Origin of the sequence: Pseudomonas sp. (assembly GCF_050739935.1) — a bacterium.
Classification (GTDB): Bacteria; Pseudomonadota; Gammaproteobacteria; order Pseudomonadales; family Pseudomonadaceae; genus Aquipseudomonas.
In genome coordinates, this window is sequence record NZ_JBOICF010000072.1 from 1 (window position 1) to 16550 (window position 16550).

Sequence of the window (16550 nt, forward strand, 5' to 3'; positions counted from 1 at the left end):
CTTGAACTCGGTACTGCCGGCAAGTCGTGCCGCTCCAGGATTTGTAAGGCGTGGTTTGCAGGATCGTTCAAGCCCCGATTTTATGAAGCCCCGGAACACCTGTGGGAGCGAATTCATTCGCGATTCGTAGGTACATCCAATAAAGGAGTGTCGTCTGCACTAACGTCTCGCGAATGAATTCGCTCTCACGGGGGTAAGTCAGCGTCAGATCAATACTGGGCCAACGGCTCAGCCCAGATACTCACACTCATCACATGCATTTCATTGGGCTTGAGCGTGACGATATCCCTCATGACATTCGCCGTCTCGACGCAAACCATGCCCTTCCAGCCATCGGCTTCCATGTCGCTGAAGGTCTTGGTCTTCTCGATCCATGGGTTCCAGACCACCGATGATTTCGAGCCAACGGTCTGGATCTGAATCCTGCGCTTCCATTCAGGATCAACGATGGAAATCAGGTCAGGCGTGTCCTGATAGATACGATCCGTCTCACCGGTGAACGTAATGTCACCCGCTTGCACGTTCACGGTTTCCCAACTTTCCAGGGTGTTCAGGTAGCTCACGCCGTCCAGGCCCTCGATACTGACCTGATGCACGTCGCTAACGGCGAAATAGCTGTGCAGCGCCTGGCTCATGATCACGTCTTCGGGCCCGGCATTGAAGCTGATCAGGCTGACGTTCAACGCAGCATCCATGCGAATCTGCAATTTCACACCGACCGTGTGGGGCCACCCCGGCAGATGACCTTCGGCTTTGGGTTGGATGAACTCGACGATCAGCGCATCGCCGTCTTCACCCATGCCCATCAGCTCCCAGTCGATCGCCCGGACTTCGCCGTGAGCGTTCGCCGGTTCGCTGCTCTGGCGCATGTCCTGCACGCTTTGCGGGTTGCGTTGGAAGTTGCCGAACCACGGCCAGCACACCGGCATACCGCCGCGAATCGCCTTGCCATGCTTGAACACCGCGCCCGGGTTGGACCAGATCAAAGGCTGATCGCCGTCGATTTGATAGCTGATGACGTGCGCGCCCTGCTGGGCGACCACCAGTTCGGCCTGACCGTGGCGAATACGCCAGCAATTGAGCTCACCGAGCTGGATGGATTCGACTTCTGGCGTAGGCATAAGGTTACTCACTTAAAGGACAGTGACTGAATCAGACTGTGCCAAGCTTGATGAGTTTACTGCGCGCTGCCAAGTGCGATGTAGCCAGTGCCGTCTGGCTCAGCGCCGGGCAGGAACCGAGCGTGTGCGACCGCTACCGTCGATAGCGACGAAAACGAATGCCGCTTCAGTTACCTTGCGCCATTCACTGGACAGCGGATCGTCGCTCCAGACCTCGACCATCATCTGGATCGAGCTGCGTCCGATTTCCAGGGTCTGGGTATAGAAGGACAACTGCGCCCCCACTGCCACCGGCACCAGGAACGCCATGCGATCGATCGCAACGGTTGCCACCCGTCCGCCTGCGACTTTGCTTGCCATCGCGGTGCCGGCCAGGTCCATCTGCGCGACCAGCCAACCGCCGTAAATGTCACCAAAACCATTGGTTTCGCGCGGCAATGCGGTAATTTGCAAGGCGAGATCGCCCTGCGGAATTGGATCTTCCTGTTCAAGTTCGTTCATTAAGGGGTCCCTCTGACCCATGACTCTCAAAGTCTTTCATCGCGTTAATTAGGGAAACTCTGCGAAAACGACTTGGATAAATGGTTTCGCACAAATTCCCTGAATGAAGGGCTGAGTCGCGGCGGGCAAGTATATCGGTCATAGCACCGCCATACGACCGCTCGGTTCCCATTTAGCCCTGTGCTCGTTGCAATCCATGTGCATCTGCGCGCAATTTGCTATCGTGCCGGACCGATTTGGCACACTCAGCCGATATTGGCACGCAATTTTGATGCCCGATCAACTCTTCGAGTCGATAAATCGCGTGCACAGCCGTTACCCATGGCTGCATCGCTATTGTTTATTCGTCCCAAGAGAGCCTCAAAAGAGAAGCCATTGTCATGTCCTCTGTGTCTTCAAGTGTCGCGCAGCCCTCGCGTCCACTGACCCGTAACGATTACAAAACCCTGTCGCTTTCCGCCCTGGGTGGCGCGCTGGAATTCTACGACTTCATCATTTTCGTGTTCTTCGCGGCGGTGGTCGGCAAGCTGTTTTTCCCCGTGGATATGCCGGAATGGCTGCGGCTGATGCAAACGTTTGGCATTTTTGCCGCTGGCTATCTCGCCCGCCCGCTGGGCGGCATCGTCATGGCGCATTTCGGCGATCTGCTAGGCCGCAAGAAAATGTTCACGCTGAGTATCTTCCTGATGGCTGTGCCGACCCTGATCATGGGTTTGCTGCCGACCTATGCGCAGATCGGTATCTGGGCGCCCCTTTTATTGCTGCTGATGCGCGTCATTCAAGGCGCTGCAATTGGTGGCGAAGTGCCGGGCGCGTGGGTATTCGTTTCCGAGCACGTTCCCGCACGTAACGTCGGTTACGCGTGCGGTACCCTCACGTCCGGTCTGACTGCTGGGATCTTGCTCGGTTCGCTGGTCGCCACCTGGATCAACAGCCTTTACACCCCGACCGAGGTTTCGGACTACGCCTGGCGGATTCCTTTCCTGCTCGGTGGTGTATTTGGTCTGATGTCTGTCTACCTGCGCCGCTGGCTGCATGAAACGCCGGTCTTCGCCGAACTTCAACTGCGCAAGGAATTGGCAGACGAGGTCCCACTCAAGGCCGTGCTGCGCGATCATCGCGGCGCCGTGGTGCTGTCGATGGCCTTGACCTGGCTGCTCTCGGCCGGCGTCGTAGTCGTCATCCTCATGACCCCGACCCTGCTGCAAACTACCTACGGTTTCACACCAGCGGTCACGCTCAAGGCCAATAGCCTGGCGATCGTGCTGCTGAGCCTGGGCTGCATCGGCGCGGGCGCGCTGGCTGACCGTTTCGGGGCCGGCCTGGTGTTCCTGCTGGGTTCGCTCGGCCTGCTGATCAGTTCCTGGACCTTCTATCACACCGTCGGCGACCACCCGGATCTGCTCTTTCCGCTGTACGCCATCACCGGTCTGTTTGTCGGCACCATCGGCGCCGTGCCGTTCGTGATGGTCAAAGCCTTCCCGCCCGTTGTGCGCTTCTCCGGACTGTCGTTTTCATACAACCTGGCCTACGCCATTTTCGGCGGCCTGACGCCCATGGTCGTGAGCCTGATGAACAAGGCCAACCCTATGGGGCCTGCGTGGTATGTGGCGATTCTGTGTGCGATGGGGATGGTGATTGGCGTTTATCTGCTGAAGAAAAAAGTCGCCTGAGCCCAACCCCGCTTTTGTTGGACATAATCGGCTGACTGTAAGGCCGCCATCTGAAAATGATGGCGGCCTTTCATTTTTTTGTCACATCTCGGTCATAGAGTAGTCACATGGCCACCACCGATCCCGGCCGCCTTTTCGACCTCGCCAGGAGCCAGGCATGACGTTCAAGCGTTTGATGACAGCCCTTACTTTTGTCGCAGCCAGCGTTGCCGCCGCGAACGCCGCTGCTGCAGTTGACCCTGCGATCAAACCTTACGCAAAAACCTCCGGTATCTCGGGCAACCTGTCCAGTGTCGGCTCTGACACCTTGGCCAATCTGATGACCATGTGGGCTGAGGCCTACAAGCGTGAATACCCCTCGGTGAACATCCAGATTCAGGCAGCGGGTTCGTCGACTGCGCCGCCGGCCTTGACCGAAGGCACAGCGACACTCGGCCCGATGAGTCGCAAGATGAAGGATGGCGAGCTGTCAGCGTTCGAGCAGAAGTATGGCTACAAGCCAACGGCCATTGCGGTGGCGGTGGATGCGTTGGCGGTATTCGTGCACAAGGACAATCCGGTCAAGGGCCTGACGCTGCAGCAAGTGGACGCGATTTTTTCCGCGACCCGCCTGTGTGGCGCCAAGGCTGACGCCAAGAATTGGGGCGATCTGGGCGTGACGGGGGATCTGGCGGGCAAGTCCATTCAGCTGTTCGGGCGCAATTCGGTGTCTGGCACCTACGGTTTCTTCAAGGAAGTGTCGCTGTGCAAGGGTGACTTCAAGCCGAACGTTAATGAACAGCCCGGCTCGGCCTCGGTGGTCAGCTCCATCAGCAGCTCCTTGAACGGCATCGGTTATTCCGGCATTGGTTATAAAACGTCCAGCGTGCGTACGGTCCCGCTGGCGAAGAAGGAAGGCGAGGCGTTCATCGAAGACAGCGAGGCCAACGCCCTGAACGGTACGTACCCGCTGGCGCGTTTTCTGTATGTCTATGTCAACAAGGCACCGAACAAGCCGCTCAACCCGCTGGAAGCCGAGTTCGTCAAACTGGTGTTGTCGAAACAAGGTCAGGAAGTTGTCATGAAAGACGGGTACATTCCTTTACCAGCCAAGGTCGTCAGCAAGACATTGGCTGATCTGGGGCTATGACAGGGGTCGCGCGAACCGCGACAGATAACCCCAATGCGGGGTGACAGGTTCGTACCGCCGCCGGATTAAAGGGCCTTTAGAAAGAGGCTTGCGAAATTTGAACAGTCCGTTGCCACGATATCGAGGCGACGGGCTTTTTTGCGTCACCATGCTGTCATGTATCTGTCATACATAGCCGCTAGGGTGTGCGCATGAATGATTTGGCCAATTCATCGATGAGTGAAAAATCCCCGCCCCGGCGTATTGATTTCAATACCCCGGAGCTGCAACGCAAGCGTCGTATTCGTGCGCTCAAAGACCGTCTGACGCGCTGGTACGTGTTGGTGGGTGGCTTGGCCGTTCTTGCTGCAATTACCTTGATCTTCGTTTATCTGGCCTATGTCGTCGCCCCCTTGTTTCAAGGCGCGAAACTGACGGCGCAGACTGTGCAATCCCCCGTCTGGATGCAGAGCGCTGGTAAGCCCATGGTGTTGACCATCGAAGAGCAGAATCAGGTCGGTATGCGTGTGTCCGACAAAGGCGAAGCGCTGTTCTTCAACGTCGAAGATGGCAGCGAGTTGTCCCGCGTGACGCTGCCTGTGCCTCCAGACGCTCACGTCACCTCCATCGCTCAGGACCAGCCCGGCAAGGCGTTGGTGGCTGTCGGCCTGTCCAACGGTCGGGTGCTGGTGTTCAAACACGCCTACCCAATCAGCTATCCCGAGAACAAAAAGACCATCACGCCGACCATCAGTTGGCCCTACGGTCAAACCCCGCTGGCGTTGGATGAAGCAGGACGGGCGCTGGAGCATGTCAGTCTCAACGCCGGCGACACCACGCTGATTCTCGCGGGCGCGACCGGTGCGCAGTTGCATGTGCTGTCTCTGACCCAGACAGAGAATCTGATGACCGGCGAAAGCACCAACGAGCAGAGTCGCATAGAGCTGCCGCAACTGTCGGCAATGGTCAAAGCGATCTACGTCGACCCGCGACAGCAATGGCTATACGTCATCAACGGTCGCGCTCAGGCTGACGTGTTCAACCTGCAGGACCGTACGCTCAATGGCCGCTACAAACTGCTCGAAGACGCCAACGCCGAAACCACTGCCAGCACGCAGTTGGTCGGCGGCATCTCTTTGGTCATTGGCAGTTCCAGAGGCAACATTGCCCAGTGGTTCATGGCCCGCGATGTCGACGGCGAGATGCGTTTGCAGCACATCCGGGACTTCAAGATGGGCGGCGCACCGATTACGCAGATCACCGCCGAACAGCGCCGCAAGGGTTTTATTGCGATGGACGCCTCCGGCGAGCTCGGCGTGTTCCACAGCACCGCGCATCGCACATTGTTAATCGACCCGGTTGCCAGCGGCCCGGCAGTGATGGGCCTGTCGCCGCGCGCCGATCGCATCATCGTCGAAGACAACGGCAAGCTGCTGCCGTTGATGCTGAACAACCCGCATCCGGAAGTCTCCTGGAGCGCGCTGTGGGACAAGGTCTGGTACGAGAATTACGACGAGCCCAAGTACATCTGGCAATCAACGGCCTCCAACAGTGATTTCGAGCCCAAGCTCAGCCTGGCGCCGCTGACCTACGGCACGCTCAAGGCCGCGTTCTACGCCATGTTGCTGGCCGCGCCGCTGGCCGTGGCCGCTGCGATCTACACCGCTTATTTCATGGCCCCCGGTATGCGCCGCAAGGTCAAACCGGTGATCGAGCTGATGGAAGCGTTGCCGACAGTGATCCTCGGGTTCTTCGCCGGGCTGTTTCTGGCGCCGTATCTGGAAGGGCATCTGCCGGGGATTTTCAGTCTGCTGATCTTCACCCCGATCGGCATTCTGCTGGCGGGCTTTGGGTGGACGCGCCTGCCTGACTCGCTTCGTTTGCGTGTACCCGATGGTTGGGAAAGCGCGATTCTGATTCCGGTCATTCTGCTGGTGGGCTGGGTGTCGCTGAGCATGAGCTCGCACATGGAGAACTGGTTCTTCGGCGGTGACATGCGCTCCTGGATAACCAATGAGTGGGGCATCGCCTACGATCAGCGCAACGCCCTGGTGGTGGGTCTGGCCATGGGTTTTGCAGTCATTCCCAACATCTATTCGATTGCCGAAGACGCCGTGTTCAGTGTGCCTCGCGGCCTGACCTTAGGCTCGCTGGCCCTCGGCGCCACGCCTTGGCAGACCCTGACCCGCGTGGTGATCCTGACCGCCAGCCCCGGCATCTTTTCGGCACTGATGATCGGCATGGGCCGAGCGGTCGGCGAAACCATGATCGTGCTGATGGCCACCGGCAACACACCGATCATGGACATGAACCTGTTCGAAGGCATGCGCACGCTGGCTGCGAACGTCGCGGTGGAGATGCCGGAATCGGAAGTGGGCGGCAGTCATTACCGCGTGTTGTTCCTCGCTGCGCTGGTACTGCTGACCTTCACTTTCGTCTTGAACACCTTGGCAGAGCTGATCCGTCAGCGTCTGCGCAAGAAGTATTCGTCTCTCTAGGGCAGGTAGAAAACAGATGCAAAAGACCTCCCTGAAGAGTTGGTTCAACAGCGGCGCCCCCGGCGTCTGGATCAGCGCGGGCGCGGTGTCCATCGCCGTGATCATGACCATCGGCCTGCTGGCAATAATCGCTGTGCGCGGGTTGGGACATTTCTGGCCCGCGGACGTAATTGCCGCGCAGTACAACGTGCCCGGTCAGGAAACGCACGTGCTGGTGGGCGAACGAGTGGAGTCCGAGCAAGTGCCACGTGCGCGGCTCAAGGGCGCCGGGCTGCCGGTGCCCGATCAAGGTCCGGAGTTCATGACTCGCGATTTGTTCAAGGTCGGCAACCGCGATCTCAACCCCAGCGATTTCACCTGGGTGGTGGGCGAGTGGCTGACCGAGCAGAGCAAGCCCGCCGAGCTGATGACTGTCGAGCGCCGCGAATGGGGCAACTTCTACGGTTATCTGGTCAACGTCAAGGAAGACGGTAAAGTCATCGCCGAGGGCGAGGGCGCCTGGTCGCAACTGCGTGAGCGTATCGCGCGAGTGCAGAAGATTTCCGGACAGTTGGAGGGTCTGGAAAAGACCGACCTCGGCGCTATCAACCACGGCATCGAGCGCCTGCGCCTGAAAGCCCGCAAGCTGGAGCTCAACGGTCAGCTGGACGCCGAAGCTCAGGCGGACATGGCTTCTGAGCGCGCTGAATACGATGCGCGTTATAAGGAAATCGAATCCCGTCTGGGCGCACTGCACGCCGACTTCAACCGCGAGAGCCTGACCGCCCGTGATGCCAACGGCAAGGAAGTCGAGATCAGTCTGGGCAAAGTGGTTCACGCCTATCAGCCCAACGCGATGGGTGTCGCGACCAAGCTGGGCTTCTACTTTCAGAAACTCTGGGAATTCCTCAGCGACGACCCCCGTGAAGCCAATACCGAGGGCGGGATCTTCCCGGCTATTTTCGGCACGGTGATGATGACGTTGATCATGGCCGTGATCGTGACGCCTTTTGGCGTGCTCGCGGCGGTTTACCTGCGGGAATACGCCCGTCAGGGGCCGGTGACACGGATGATTCGTATTGCCGTGAACAACCTCGCGGGTGTGCCGGCTATCGTCTATGGCGTGTTCGGTCTGGGGTTCTTCGTCTATGTGCTGGGTGGCTCGCTGGATCATTTGTTCTTTGCCGAAGCGCTGCCTGCGCCGACTTTCGGCACGCCCGGCTTGCTCTGGGCCTCGCTGACCCTGGCGCTGCTGGCAGTGCCGGTGGTGATCGTCGCCACTGAAGAAGGGCTTGCGCGCATCCCGCTGACTCTGCGTGAAGGCTCGCTGGCTTTGGGCGCTACCAAAGCCGAGACGCTGTGGAAGATTGTTCTGCCCATGGCCAGCCCGGCGATGATGACCGGCTTGATTCTCGCGGTGGCCCGCGCTGCCGGTGAGGTCGCGCCGCTGATGCTGGTGGGTGTTGTGAAGATGGCGCCGTCGCTGCCGCTGGATGGCAACTATCCGTATCTGCACCTGGACCAGAAGATCATGCACTTGGGCTTCCACATCTATGACGTCGGCTTTCAGAGCCCCAACGTCGAGGCCGCGCGGCCGCTGGTGTACGCCACGGCGCTGTTGCTGGTGTTGGTGATCGCTCTGCTGAACCTGTCGGCGGTGTTCATCCGCAACCGTCTGCGCGAGAAGTACAAAGCGCTCGACGGGTGAACCAGCGTCGAGCTTCACGCTACAAGCGGCCGGCTCAAAGCCGCGCCGTTTCTATACCAGACTTGCCGCTTGCAGCTTAAAGCTCGCAGCTACGAACGGAGTGAGATATGCAAGATCCCCACACTCACGGCATCAACATGTCGGCACTGGGTCGCAAGCGCGGAGGGCTGGACCTCGCCAGCGAAGATGTGGCGCTGGAAGTGCCTGGCCTGAATCTGTTCTATGGCGAGAAACAGGCGCTGTACGACATTCAGATGAACATTCCCAGGCGTCGGGTGACGTCGTTCATCGGCCCGTCAGGCTGTGGCAAGTCGACCTTGCTGCGCACCTTCAATCGCATGAACGATCTGGTGGACGGCTGCCGCGTACAGGGCGAGATCAAGCTATATGGCCACGACATCTACACCAAGGGTGAAGACGTCGCCGAACTGCGTCGTCGGGTCGGCATGGTGTTCCAGAAGCCCAATCCGTTCCCCAAGACCGTTTATGAAAACGTGGTCTACGGACTGCGGATTCAGGGCATCAACAAGAAGCGCACGCTCGACGAGGCCGTCGAGTGGGCATTGCGTGGCGCGGCGCTGTGGGATGAGGTCAAGGACCGCCTGCATGAGTCGGCGCTTGGCCTTTCCGGTGGTCAGCAGCAGCGTCTGGTGATCGCCCGCACCATCGCCGTTGAACCCGAAGTGCTGCTGCTCGATGAGCCGTGCTCCGCGCTCGACCCGATTTCGACGTTAAAAGTCGAAGAGCTGATCTACGAACTGAAATCCAAATACACCATTGTGATCGTTACCCACAACATGCAGCAGGCTGCGCGCGTGTCGGATTACACCGCATTTCTGCACATGGGCAAGGTGGTCGAGATCGGGGACACCGATACGTTGTTCACCAATCCGACCAAAAAGCAGACTGAAGACTACATAACCGGTCGTTACGGCTAGCACCTGTTTTGTCAGCCCTGAACCACCGCGCAATCAATCGGACGGACACTCAGCATGATCAAAGACAGCCATACACATCACATCTCCCAGCAGTTCAACGCTGAACTGGAAGAAGTTCGCAGCCACCTGCTGGAAATGGGTGGTCTGGTCGAGAAGCAGGTCAACGACGCGGTCACGGCACTGATCGAGGCCGATTCGGGCCTGGCCCAGCGGGTTCGTGAAGTCGACGACCGCATCAACCAGATGGAGCGCAACATCGACGAAGAATGCCTGCGCATTTTGGCCCGTCGTCAGCCTGCGGCTTCAGATCTGCGTCTGATCATCAGCATCTCCAAGTCAGTGATCGACCTGGAGCGCATCGGTGACGAGTCCACCAAGATCGCCCGTCGCGCCATTCAGCTCTGTGAAGAAGGCGAGTCGCCGCGCGGATACGTGGAAGTGCGCCACATCAGCGATCAGGTCAGCAAAATGGTGCGTGACGCGCTGGACTCGTTCGCCCGTTTCGACGCCGATCTGGCGCTATCGGTTGCGCAGTACGACAAGAACATCGACCGCGAGTACAAGACCGCGCTGCGTGAGCTGGTCACCTACATGATGGAAGATCCGCGCTCAATCTCCCGCGTGCTCAACGTGATCTGGGTCCTGCGTTCGCTGGAGCGTATCGGCGACCATGCGCGCAACATCTCAGAGCTGGTGATCTATCTGGTGCGCGGTACCGACGTACGTCATCTGGGCCTCAAGCGCATGCAGGAAGAAGTCAAAGGCCTGTCCGCCGAAATACCTAATGTTCCGGACGCACCTGACGATAACTAAGATTGCCTGAGAAAAAACGCCTGGCGAATGCCGGGCTTTTTTTTGGGGGCAGTGAGCCGTTTTCGCTCGCCTATCTTCTGTCACCCGCGAATAAATATCCCGGTGTCGTCAAACAATTTGGCAGTTGGCCACCAGCCAGCGAATATGCTCGCCATTTGCGGTGAACACGCCATCAGGAGCGTCGATGAGTAAAGTCAGTGTATTGGTGGTGGATGACGCGCCGTTCATCCGCGATCTGGTCAAGAAAGGGCTGCGTAACGCCTTTCCCGGCATCGTGCTGGAAGACGCAATCAACGGTCGCAAAGCCCAGGGTTTGCTGACCCGCGAGGCTTTCGACCTGGTGTTGTGCGATTGGGAAATGCCCGAGATGTCCGGGCTTGAGTTGCTGGCTTGGTGTCGTGAGCAAGAAAGCCTGAAAACCATGCCGTTCATCATGGTGACCAGCCGTGGCGACAAGGAAAACGTCATTCAAGCGATCCAGGCCGGTGTTTCTGACTTCATCGGCAAGCCATTCACCAACGAGCAGCTGCTGACCAAGGTCAAGAAAGCGCTGCACAAGGTAGGCAAGCTGGAGGCGCTGATGTCCACGGCGCCGGCACGCGCGAACGCGGCATTCGCCAACGACTCGCTGAGTGCATTGACCGGTAACCGGCCTGAAGTGGTTTCCGCGACCCCGGCTGTTTCGGCACCTGCCCAGCCATTGAGCAAGCCTGCGGCTCAACCCGTAGCTGCAAAAGAACCGACCGGCCGTGGCCAGGGTCAACTGCGCCTGTCCAGCGGCACGCAGCAGTGCGTAATCAAGGCGTTGACGTTGAAAGAAGCTTTGCTGGTAGTGCGTCGCAGCGAGTCGCTGCCGCAGATTCTGGACAGCGCTGTACTCGACCTGGAGCAGGGCGAGAACGCCGAGGTCGCTCGGCTGAACGGGTACCTGCACGCCATCGCCGCCTTCGAGCAAAAGCCGGACAGCGACTGGCTGCAATTGACCTTCCGTTTCGTCGACCAAGACACTCAGAAGCTCGACTACGTGTCCCGCCTGATCGCCCGTGGTACGGCGCTGAAGCATTTCGTGCCTGGCGCTTAAGCTGCCTGAGCGCAGTCGGAGCCGGCTTGCTGGCGAATGCGCAGTGTCAGTGACCGGAGGGGCCGGCTGATACGCCAAGGTTCGCCAGCAAGCCGGCTGCTACAGGTATGCGGCGAGTCTGAGATGCATCGCCATCCACTGTGGAGCGAATTCATTCGCGAAAGGCCGATACAGCCGATACATCGCTATCGACTTACACATAGTCGCGAATGAATTCGCTCCACAGAGATGTGGGCACTACGCGATCCTCGGCGGTCTGACAAACCGCACCCTACCCAGCATAGAAATTGCAAAACCTGTCGCGTCCGACCCTGACGCGATTTCCTTGACGCTTCGTCTATTACCGATTGATACGGATGAGTCCATTTCTATCGGCTTCGCTGTTAGGCTTGCCCCAATCCTCCCCTACGCCAGGCCTATCCAGATGTTAGAGCGCTTGCTGGTAGTGTGTGCATTGCTTCTGGCTGCTCAATCGGCCACAGCCGTCACCATCTACAGATTCACCGATGCCAACGGAGTGGTTTCGTTTACCGACCAGCCCGTTGCCGGCGCGCAGGTGATGAAGCTTCGCGAGCGCATGGTCGAGCGTATCGACAGCCAGGTCCGCCTGAACGTCAAGAAAGCCAAAGGCACCGACAGCCTGTACGTGCGCAACGACCTGTATGCACCGGTAGAAATCGAGCTGAAGCTCTCAGGCGTGAAGAACGTAGTGGGGGTCGCCGATCAAGTCATCCGCCGCACGATTCCCGCCCGCAGCAATGAACGCCTGATCGCACTGAGCCCGGTCACGCCAGGCAAGGCCATGGCCTACAAGCCAAGCCTGCGTTCCATCGTCGGTGATCCGCAGCGCAGCATTTCGGGCAATGGACTGGCGTACCGGTATCCGCTGCCTTGGGTTGGTGGTCCATTTCGCATCAGCCAGGGCCCTCAGGGTTCCTACAGCCACGTCGGCGCCAAGAGTCGTTATGCCATCGACATCGCCATGCCGGAAGGCACCCCGATTATCGCGGCGCGCGGCGGGACTGTAATCAAGACCGAAAACAGCCAGTCTGGCCGAGGTGCGAATCCGTCGGGCAACTTCGTGAGAATCCTGCATGACGACGGCACGATGGGCGTCTATCTGCACCTTCAGCAGGGATCGGTCAGCGTGAAAGAGGGCGAGCGGGTCACCGTAGGCTCGCCACTGGGGCATTCAGGCAATACCGGCAACAGCACTGGCCCGCATCTGCACTTCGTGGTGCAGCGCAACGTCGGGCTGGCGCTGGAGTCGATCCCCTACGAATTCGCACAGCCAGTGCAGAACCTGCCGAATTTTGCGATTGGTGGGAATTGATACCAGCACGTAGCGTGTGTCTTTGTGGGAGCGAATTCATTCGCGATTGGCCGGTACGGTGGATACATCTCTGTCGACTGAAACATCCACGTCGCGAATGAATTCGTTCCTACAGAGGTTTCTGGTCAAAGCCCACTTCTGGAACCGCCCCGATATCTGTAGGAGCCGGCTTGCTGGCGAATGCGAAGGGTCATTCACTGCAATATCGACTGGCTCATCGGGTTCGCCAGCAAGCCGGCTCCTACAAGTCCGATTTGGTTTTCAGATGTACTGGATCAATCCAGCTTCAAAACCTTCGCCAGCACGATCTTCGGGCCTTTCATCTTTTTGATGATGATGCGCAGACCCTCGATCTCCATGACTTCCTCTTCCTCAGGCACGCGCTTGAGGCTGTCGTAGATCAGGCCCGCCAGCGTCTCGGCTTCGACGTGATCCAGATCGATGCCCAGCAGGCGTTCGACCTTGAACAGCGGTGTATCGCCACGAACCAGCAGTTTGCCTGGCTGATAGGCGAGGATGCCGCGCTCGGCCTTGCGGTGTTCGTCCTGAATGTCACCCACCAGCACTTCCAGCACGTCTTCCATGGTCAGGTAACCGATCACCTTGCCATCGGCTTCCTCTACCAGCGCAAAGTGCGCGCCACCTTGACGGAACTGCTCCAGCAGGCGTGACAGTGGCATGTGCTTGGAAACACGCTCCAGCGGGCGTGTCAGCTCGGCCAGGTTGAACGATTCGGGAATGTGGTCCAATGCCGCCAGCTCAAGCAGCAAGTCCTTGATGTGCAGCAGGCCGACGAACTCGCCACGGTCGGCGTCATACACCGGGTAGCGGCTGAATTTGTGGCGGCGGAACAGCGCGAGAATTTCCTTGAGCGGCGCGTTGAATTCCAGCGTCACCAGGTCTTCCCGGGAGTTGGCCCAATCCACCACTTCCAGCTCGCCCATTTCCACGGCAGAAGCCAGCACGCGCATGCCTTGGTCGCTCGGGTCCTGACCGCGGCTGGAGTGCAGGATCAGCTTGAGCTCTTCGCGGCTGTAGTGATGCTCGTGATGCGGGCCGGGCTCGCCTTGGCCGGCAATACGCAGAATGCCGTTGGCGCTGGCGTTGAGCAGATAAATGGCCGGGTACATGACCCAATAGAAGAGGTACAGCGGCACGGCCGTCCACAGCGACAGCAGTTCGGGTTTGCGGATGGCCCAGGATTTGGGGGCCAGTTCGCCAACCACAATGTGCAGATAAGAGATGAGGAAGAAGGCAGTGAAGAACGAAACGCCTTTGACGACTTCCGGCGAATTCACGCCCAGCATTTCCAGCAGCGGCGCCAGCAGATGTGCGAATGCCGGCTCACCGACCCAGCCCAGCCCCAGAGAAGCGAGGGTGATGCCCAGCTGACAGGCCGACAGGTAGGCATCCAGCTGACTGTGAACCGTGCGCAGAATACGGCCGCGCCAGCCGTTTTTCCCGGCAATGGATTCCACGCGAGTGGAGCGCAGTTTGACCATGGCGAACTCTGCAGCAACGAAAAAACCGTTAAGCAGGACCAGAATCATTGCGAAGAGAATCATGCCGAAGTCGGCGAAAATTGAAGCCAGGCTAATACCAGGGGAAGGGTCCATGATGGAGTTTTGCAGGTTCCGTTTCGAAAAAGGATTAAATAAACCCTCACAGATAGAGGGCATAAGCGAAGCAATTTAGCGGCTATCCGCTACGTTTGCTAGGGCTTGGTCATTTGGATGGGGGCGAAGTTGCAGATAAACACGCTGCCCTTGCCCAACACGCTGTTGATCTCCAGCGAACCGCGATGGCGCAGCAGCACGTGCTTGACGATCGCGAGCCCAAGTCCCGTGCCGCCTGTGTTGGACGCGCGGCTGGAGTCGACGCGATAGAAGCGCTCGGTCAGACGCGGGATGTGCTTGCTGTCGATGCCGATGCCTGAGTCTTGCACGCTCAAATGCGCGCCGCGCCCGTCGGCCCACCAGCGGATGCGGATGTTGCCCTCGGCGGGGGTGTATTTCACTGCGTTGAAAATCAGATTGGAGAATGCGCTGCGTAACTCCGCCTCACTGCCTTTGAGGTTCACCTTGTCTTCGATATCCAGCGTGATCTGTTGATTCTTGCTGCCTGACAGCGCTTGTGCGTCGTTGGTGATGCTCTGCAGCAATGCAGACACGGCAATGGGCTGGTTATCCGATGGGTAATCGGTGGCTTCGAGCTTGGCCAACAACAGCAGGTCGTTGAGCAGCGTCTGCATGCGTCCACCTTGCTGGTGCATTTGCTGCAGCGCGCGGACCCAACGCGGGTTCACCTCGTCGACATTATCCAAAAGCGTTTCAAGATAGCCGCAGATCACCGTCAGTGGCGTGCGCAGTTCGTGGGAAACGTTGGCCACAAAATCCTTGCGCATCTGTTCCAACTGATGAAGCCGGGTGACGTCGCGCACCAGCATCAGGTGCTCGTTGTTGCCGTAGCGGGTGATCAGCATCTGAATGCGCAGTCGGTCATTGACCGGCGAGGGGATTTCCAGCGGCTCGGCGTAACTGGCTTGCTCGAAGTATTCCTTGAAGCGCGGATGCCGCACCAGATTGGTCACCGGCTGGCCGCTGTCTTGAGGTGTCTTCAAACCGAGCAGGGTTTCGGCAGCGCGGTTCCACCATTCCAGGTTGCCTTCGCTGTCGAGCATGATCACAGCGTCTTTCAGCGCAGCGGTGGATTCCTGAACCCTGTCGATGACCGCTTGCAGCCGGCCACGTACGCGTTGGTCGCGACGTTGCAGATGATAAATGTCGTCGAAGACATCGCCCCACAGGCCATAACCATCCGGTGGCGGTTCGTCAGGTTTGTGATTGCGCAGCCAGTTGTGCAGACGCAGCAACTGTTTGAGGGTCCAGGCCAGATAGAGTCCCAGCCCGATGGCCAGGCACCAGCCGTAATGCCCGCTGATCAGGCCGGCGAGCAGCGAGCCCGTGACCAACAGCAGCAAGTGGCGGATCAGGGTGCCGTGCCAGTTGTGATTCAATTAACGCGTCCTTGTCATCAGCGCAGGCTGTGTCCAAAAGCTTGATCAGCTTTTGGTGGAGAAACGGTAGCCAGTACCGCGGACGGTTTGTACCAGATTTTCATAGGCATCGCCGAGGGCCTTGCGCAGGCGACGAATGTGGACGTCGACGGTGCGCTCTTCAACATAGACATTGCCGCCCCAGACCTGATCGAGCAGTTGGCCGCGAGTGTAGGCGCGCTCTTGATGAGTCATGAAAAATTGCAGCAGGCGGTATTCGGTCGGTCCCATCTCGGCCGGCTTGCCGTCGATGGTCACGCGGTGGCTGATCGGGTCGAGCAGCAGGCCGCCGACTTCTATCGGCGACTCTCCATCGTTGGGACCGGCGCGACGCAGCACGGCCTTGAGGCGCGCGACCAGTTCGCGAGGAGAGAATGGTTTGGTGATGTAATCATCGGCGCCGACTTCAAGACCCTGGATCTTGTTGTCCTCTTCGCCTTTGGCGGTAAGCATGATGATCGGGATGTCCCCGGTCAGTTCGTCACGCTTCAAACGCCGCGCCAGTTCGATGCCGGATGTGCCAGGTAGCATCCAGTCGAGCAGGATCAGATCGGGTTTGCGATCGACAATGACGGCGTGGGCTTGCTGAGAGTTCTCTGCCTCCATGCAGTCATAGCCGGCCATTTCCAGTGCGACGGCGATCATCTCGCGAATCGGCGCTTCGTCGTCGACGATCAGAATGCTCCTGCCAACCATGCCTTGAACCTCATGTCATTTAACTGTCTTGGGGCGCATTAGATAA

The 16550-nt window shown here is 58.8% G+C and carries 13 protein-coding genes; 8 read left to right on the plus strand and 5 right to left on the minus strand.

What is annotated here, in order from left to right; all coding sequences use genetic code 11:
- Positions 1–209: 209 nt before the first annotated feature.
- Both ACRER8_RS14665 and ACRER8_RS14670 read right to left on the minus strand, forming a co-directional pair.
- Positions 210–1121 (minus strand): D-hexose-6-phosphate mutarotase, encoded by a 912-nt coding sequence (locus ACRER8_RS14665; RefSeq protein ID WP_431746965.1) that lies wholly within the window; start codon positions 1119–1121, stop codon positions 210–212.
- A 99-nt stretch (positions 1122–1220) separates the two neighbouring features.
- The gene (locus tag ACRER8_RS14670; RefSeq protein WP_431746966.1) at positions 1221–1622 is read right to left on the minus strand and encodes an acyl-CoA thioesterase; all 402 of its coding nucleotides are present in this window, start codon (positions 1620–1622) and stop codon (positions 1221–1223) included.
- A gap of 380 nt (positions 1623–2002) precedes the next feature.
- On the opposite strand from ACRER8_RS14670, the gene ACRER8_RS14675 reads away from it, so the two are divergent.
- The 8 genes from ACRER8_RS14675 to ACRER8_RS14710 all read left to right on the plus strand — a co-directional run bounded on the left by ACRER8_RS14675 (position 2003) and on the right by ACRER8_RS14710 (position 12753).
- Positions 2003–3295, plus strand: a complete 1293-nt coding sequence (locus tag ACRER8_RS14675; protein WP_431746967.1) for an MFS transporter — start codon at positions 2003–2005, stop codon at positions 3293–3295.
- Between the two features lie 157 nt (positions 3296–3452).
- Positions 3453–4424, plus strand: a complete 972-nt coding sequence (locus ACRER8_RS14680) for a phosphate ABC transporter substrate-binding protein PstS family protein (RefSeq protein ID WP_431746968.1) — start codon at positions 3453–3455, stop codon at positions 4422–4424.
- A gap of 191 nt (positions 4425–4615) precedes the next feature.
- Positions 4616–6901, plus strand: coding sequence for an ABC transporter permease subunit (locus ACRER8_RS14685; protein ID WP_431746969.1), 2286 nt, complete (start codon positions 4616–4618; stop codon positions 6899–6901).
- Between the two features lie 16 nt (positions 6902–6917).
- Complete coding sequence (gene pstA / locus ACRER8_RS14690) at positions 6918–8588, plus strand: phosphate ABC transporter permease PstA (protein WP_431746970.1); 1671 nt, start codon at positions 6918–6920, stop codon at positions 8586–8588.
- 107 nt (positions 8589–8695) lie between these two features.
- On the plus strand, positions 8696–9526 hold the full coding sequence (pstB, locus tag ACRER8_RS14695) for a phosphate ABC transporter ATP-binding protein PstB (protein WP_431746971.1): 831 nt from the start codon (positions 8696–8698) through the stop codon (positions 9524–9526).
- Positions 9527–9580: 54 nt separating this feature from the next.
- A complete protein-coding gene (gene phoU, locus ACRER8_RS14700; RefSeq protein WP_431746972.1) occupies positions 9581–10339 on the plus strand; it encodes a phosphate signaling complex protein PhoU in 759 nt (252 codons plus the stop codon).
- Between the two features lie 184 nt (positions 10340–10523).
- Complete coding sequence (locus ACRER8_RS14705; RefSeq protein WP_431746973.1) at positions 10524–11420, plus strand: response regulator; 897 nt, start codon at positions 10524–10526, stop codon at positions 11418–11420.
- A gap of 424 nt (positions 11421–11844) precedes the next feature.
- Positions 11845–12753 (plus strand): peptidoglycan DD-metalloendopeptidase family protein, encoded by a 909-nt coding sequence (locus ACRER8_RS14710; protein WP_431746974.1) that lies wholly within the window; start codon positions 11845–11847, stop codon positions 12751–12753.
- A gap of 275 nt (positions 12754–13028) precedes the next feature.
- Here the strand turns inward: ACRER8_RS14710 and ACRER8_RS14715 are convergent, their stop codons facing one another.
- The 3 genes from ACRER8_RS14715 to phoB all read right to left on the minus strand — a co-directional run bounded on the left by ACRER8_RS14715 (position 13029) and on the right by phoB (position 16504).
- Entirely contained in the window at positions 13029–14369 is a 1341-nt protein-coding gene (locus ACRER8_RS14715; RefSeq protein ID WP_431746975.1) for a hemolysin family protein, read from the minus strand.
- A gap of 98 nt (positions 14370–14467) precedes the next feature.
- Positions 14468–15769, minus strand: coding sequence for a phosphate regulon sensor histidine kinase PhoR (gene phoR, locus ACRER8_RS14720; protein ID WP_431746976.1), 1302 nt, complete (start codon positions 15767–15769; stop codon positions 14468–14470).
- Positions 15770–15814: 45 nt separating this feature from the next.
- A complete protein-coding gene (phoB, locus tag ACRER8_RS14725) occupies positions 15815–16504 on the minus strand; it encodes a phosphate regulon transcriptional regulator PhoB (protein ID WP_062379821.1) in 690 nt (229 codons plus the stop codon).
- Positions 16505–16550 lie beyond the last annotated feature (46 nt).